The sequence below is a fragment of the Cupriavidus sp. HPC(L) genome (assembly GCF_000307735.3).
Lineage (GTDB): Bacteria > Pseudomonadota > Gammaproteobacteria > Burkholderiales > Burkholderiaceae > Cupriavidus.
This window is the reverse complement of the sequence record NZ_AMPR02000248.1, coordinates 1-4,081: the sequence shown is the minus strand read 5'-3', so window position 1 is coordinate 4,081 and position 4,081 is coordinate 1. Positions and strand designations below refer to the sequence as shown.

Here is a 4,081-nt window from a genome sequence, read left to right as displayed (position 1 = left end):
GCTGGCCCCGCGCCGGGACCCGCTCCCGCGCCCGCGCGGCGTCCGTACGCGTCGCGACGCAGGTCGGCGGCATCCGCATGCGCGCCGGCGTCGGTCAGTTCATCGATGCAGGCCAGTTCCTGGCCGGGCTTGTGCCCTTCGAGAATACGGGCGATGGCCTCGTCGGCCACCAGGACCCATGTGGTTTTCATCGGATGCTCCTCTGCTGTGGGTGCCCGACGTCCGACGCGGGACGTGGTGGCCCCTGTCGATGGGATCGATGCGATCGCGTCCTACTGGCTGGTCGCGTCCTCGTCCCCGTGTTCGTCTCCCGCGACAGCGATCTTCACCGGGCCCTGCTGCTTGTTGCCCTGCTGGCCCTGGTCATCCTGCTGGTCCTCCTGCTTGAAGACCTTGCGCTGCTCGACGTTCTCGGCGCCACCGGCGGTCATGCCGTCGCCCAGCGTATTGCCGCTGCCGGAGACTCCTCCGGCGGCGCGCTCCTCTGCCTGTACGGTTTCATCGGTATTGGCGCCCTCGGGATCGGGACGCTGCGCCGGGTCCGCGGCGGCGTTCTGCTGTCTTGCGTCGCCGCCTTGCCCGGCTTGTCCGCGCTGTCCACCCTGCGGTTGCTGTGCCATGGTGTCCTCCATACGTCACGATGCCTGCAGGCAAGCTGCAAGAACCCTGCCATTGGCGGCGGCGCATGCGCAGCAGGGGCCGCAAACCGCGTCAGGACGCGCCTGCGGCCGGAGCAAGGCCTGTGCCGCCGGCATCGGCTCGCGCGCGGGCACCGGACCCGTGAGTAACAAATACCCGGCCGGTAAGGTTCTTCACGCGGTCTTTGCCGGCGCTTCGCTGGTCCGCTGGGCGTACTTTCCGCCGAACCAGCGATGCACCGCGACATAGAACAGCGGTACCCAGAAGATTGCCAGCACCGTCGCGGTGATCATCCCGCCGATCACGCCGGTGCCGATCGCATGCTGGCTGCCCGAGCCCGCGCCGACCGACGTGGCCAGCGGCACCACGCCCAGCACGAAGGCCAGCGAGGTCATCACGATGGGCCGCAAACGCATCCGGCTTGCCTCGATCGCGGCCTCGACGATGCCCTTGCCCTGATCGTGCAGCGCCTTGGCGAATTCGACGATCAGGATCGCGTTCTTGGCCGACAGCCCCATCGTCGTCAGCAGGCCGACCTGGAAGAACACATCGTTGGGCAGCCCGCGCAACAGCGTCGCCGCCAGCGCGCCGACGATGCCCAGCGGCACGACCAGCATCACCGAGAACGGAATGGTCCAGCTCTCGTACAGCGCGGCCAGGCACAGGAACACCACCAGCAGCGACAGCGCATACAGCGCCGGGGCCTGCGCGCCGGACAGCCGCTCCTCGTACGACAGCCCGCTCCACGAATAGCCGACGCCGGCCGGCATCTGCGCCATGATGGCCTCGACCGCGGCCATCGCTTCGCCTGAGCTGTGGCCCGGCGCCGGCTCGCCCAGGATCTGGATTGCCGCGACGCCGTTGTAGCGCTGCAGCTTGGGCGAGCCACGGCCCCAGCTGCCGCTGGCAAACGCGGTGAAGGGCACCATCGCGCCGCGGTCGTTGCGCACGAACCATTTGGCGAGGTCGTCGGGATTCATTCGCGCATCGGGGCGGCCCTGCAGATAGACGCGCTTGACGCGGCCCTGGTCGATGAAGTCGTTGACATAGCTCGAGCCCCAGGCGATCGACACCGTGCTGTTGATCTCGGCCAGCGACACACCGAGCGCGCGCGCCTTCTCGTCGTCGATCTCCAGCCGATATTGCGGCTCGTCGTTCAGGCCGTTCATCCGTACCCGCTGCAATTCGGGACGTTGGGCCGCGAGCTGCAGAAAGCGGTCGCGCGCCTGCATCAATACCTCGCGCCCGACACCGGCACGGTCCTGCAGATAGACGTCGAAGCCGGTCGCATTGCCGAGCTCCATCACGGCCGGCGGCACGAAGGCGAAGGCCATCGCATCGCGCATGCCGCTAAACCGCGCCTGCGCGCGCCGGGCGAGATCGAACACGCTGGTCGCCTCGCCGATGCGTTCGTGCCACGGCTTGAGCAGCACGAAGGCAAAGCCGGAGCTCTGGCCGCGGCCGGCGAAGTTGAAGCCGTTGACGGTAAACAGCGACTGCACCACGCCGCCCTCTTCCTGCAGCAGATACTCGCGCAGCCGGTCCAGCACCTGCTGCGTGCGCTGCGCCGACGCGCCGGGCGGCGTCTGCACCTGGGCGAACAGCACGCCCTGGTCCTCGTCCGGCAGGAACGAGGTCGGAATCCGCGTGAACATCCATGCGGCCAGCGCCAGGATCAGCAGGTAGACGGCGAAGTAGCGGCCGCGCCGTTTGAGCACCGCCACCACGCCGCGTTCGTAGCCGCGCGTGGCCGCCTCGAAGCCGCGGTTGAACCAACCCAGCAGGCCGCGTTTCGCCGCGCCGTGCCCATGTTCATGACCGTGCTGCGGCAGCGGGCGCAGCATGGTCGCGCACAGCGCCGGCGTCAGCACCAGCGCGACCAGCACCGACAGCACCATCGCGGACACGATCGTGATCGAGAACTGCCGATAGATGACCCCAGTGGAGCCGCCGAAAAACGCCATCGGCAGGAACACCGCGGACAACACCAGCGCGATGCCGATCAGCGCGCCCTGGATCTGGCCCATCGAACGGCGCGCCGCCTCCTTCGGCGGCAGTCCTTCCTCGGCCATCAGCCGCTCGACGTTCTCCACGACCACGATGGCATCGTCGACCAGCAGTCCGATGGCCAGCACCATGCCAAACATCGTCAGCGTATTGATCGAATAGCCGAACGCCGCCAGCACGCCAAAGGTGCCGAGCAGCACCACCGGCACCGCAATGGTCGGAATCAGCGTGGCGCGCACGTTCTGCAGGAACAGATACATCACCAGGAACACCAGCACCACGGCTTCGAGCAGCGTGCGCACGACGCCTTCGATCGACGCGGAGATCACCGGCGTGGTGTCGTACGGATAGACCACCTGCATGCCCGGCGGAAAGAACGGCTCGAGCTCGTCCAGCGTCGCGCGGATGGCCTTGGCGGTATCGAGCGCGTTGGCCCCGCTGGCGAGCCGGATCGCGATGCCGGAGGCCGGCCGGCCGTTGTACTGGGCATTGATGTTGTAGTCCTGCCCGCCGAAGCCGACCTCGGCCACGTCCTTGAGCCGGACCTGCGAGCCGTCGCCGTTGACCTTGAGCAGGATCTCGCGGAACTGCTCGGGCGTCTGCAGGCGCGTCTTGCCCACCACCGTCGCGTTCAGCTGCTGGCCGGCGACCGACGGCAGCCCACCCAGCTGGCCGGAGGCCACCTGCACGTTCTGCGCCTGGATCGCGGCGCGGACGTCCGACGGCGTCAGCTGATACGCGGTCAACCTCGCCGGATCGAGCCAGATCCGCATCGCGTACTGCGCGCCGAATACCTGGAAGTCGCCGACGCCCGGCGTGCGCGACAGCGGGTCCTGGATGTTCGACACGATGTAGTTGGCCAGGTCCTCGCGCGTCATGCTGCCGTCGCTCGACACCACGCCGACGATCATCAGGAAGTTGCGCACCGACTTGGTCACGCGGATGCCCTGCTGCTGCACCTCCTGCGGCAGCAGCGGCGTGGCGAGCTGCAGCTTGTTCTGGACCTGCACCTGCGCGATGTCCGGATTGGTGCCCTGCTCGAACGTGACGGTGATGGTCATGTTGCCGTCGCCGTTGCTCTCGGAGGAGATGTAGCGCAGGCGGTCCAGCCCATTGAGCTGCTGCTCGATGACCTGCGCCACGGTGTCCTGCACCGTCTGCGCCGAGGCGCCGGGGTAGTTGACCTGGATCGCGATGGTCGGCGGCGCGATGGCCGGATACTGGCTGACCGGCAGCGCGCCGATCGACAGCGCGCCCGCCAGCATGATCACCAGCGCGATGACCCAGGCGAAGATCGGGCGTTCGATAAAGAAGCGGGACATCGGGGCGCTCTCCGTTCAACGCTGCGAGACGGCGGCGCGCGCCGGGGGGGCCGCGACTGCGGAGGCGGGCGCGCTGGCCGGCGCTGCCGCCGCCAGCGGCAGCGCACGCACCT

3 protein-coding genes are annotated in these 4,081 nt (G+C 68.3%); all 3 read right to left on the bottom strand.

Going from position 1 to position 4,081, the window contains the following annotated elements; genetic code table 11:
- On the bottom strand, window positions 1-191 hold a 191-nt coding region (locus tag B551_RS14755; protein WP_023264410.1), incomplete at its 3' end, for a host attachment protein.
- 81 nt (window positions 192-272) lie between these two features.
- Window positions 273-620 (bottom strand): hypothetical protein, encoded by a 348-nt coding sequence (locus B551_RS14750; RefSeq protein ID WP_157071991.1) that lies wholly within the window; start codon window positions 618-620, stop codon window positions 273-275.
- Window positions 621-812: 192 nt separating this feature from the next.
- On the bottom strand, window positions 813-3,968 hold the full coding sequence (locus B551_RS14745) for an efflux RND transporter permease subunit (protein ID WP_006579367.1): 3,156 nt from the start codon (window positions 3,966-3,968) through the stop codon (window positions 813-815).
- Window positions 3,969-4,081 lie beyond the last annotated feature (113 nt).